We start from the raw sequence: 786 nt of genomic DNA on the forward strand, positions 1-786 counted from the left end.
TCGGTGGGCACGACGCGGGCGTGGCGCGGCCCGGCCCGCAGGCGTTCGAGCTCCAGCAGGTCGTCGACCAGTCCCAGGGTGCGCTCGCTGTGGCCCCAGGCCAGCGTGAGCTGCTGGCGCAGCGGGGCCTCGAGCGCACCCGGCGGCAGCATCGGCAGCAGCGCCAGCGCATCGCGCACCTGCGCCAGCGGCTGCCGCAGCGCGTCGCCCAGCATCGCGGCGAAGGCGTGCGTCATGCGCACCGCACGTTCGGTCTCGCTGAGATCGCGGCACAGGCAGATGCCGATGCGCTCGCCGTCCACGTGCGTCTGCACCAGGGCGATCTCCATCGGCACCTCGACCCCCCCGCTGCCGGCGCGCTGGCCCGCCACGGTGTCGCGGCGCACGGTCCACGGCGACGGGGTGAGCCCGTCGAGTTCGGCCTCGGGCTGCGTGACCGGCCAGTCCAGGTCTTCGGCCAGCGACGGGATCAGCAGCGAGATCGGCTGTCCGCCGATGCCCTGGCGCGAGCGCCCGAACATCACTTCGCCGGCCGGGTTGATCCATTGCACGCGCCCGGACTCGTCGTAGGCGATTGCGGCTTCGCTGATGTGCTCGAGCACCATGCGCAGGCGGCGCTGGGCATCGAGCATGCGTTCCTGGGCGTGCCCGCGCTCGCCGGCCTCGCGCTCCATGCGCCGGCCTGCGGCCGCGAGCTGGGCCGCGAAGCCGCGCACCGCGAGCAGCGCCACCACACCCAGCAGCGCGGCCACCACCGCCACCAGCACGATCAGCTTGTCGGTCGCT

Annotated in this window: 1 protein-coding gene; it reads right to left on the reverse strand. The window is 74.0% G+C overall.

Annotation, left to right across the window (positions count from 1 at the left end):
* On the reverse strand, window positions 1-786 hold a 786-nt coding region (locus Y694_RS22080), incomplete at both ends, for a PAS domain S-box protein (protein WP_036236833.1).

Origin of the sequence: Methylibium sp. T29-B, from assembly GCF_000576225.1 — a bacterium.
Classification (GTDB): Bacteria; Pseudomonadota; Gammaproteobacteria; order Burkholderiales; family Burkholderiaceae_C; genus Methylibium; species Methylibium petroleiphilum.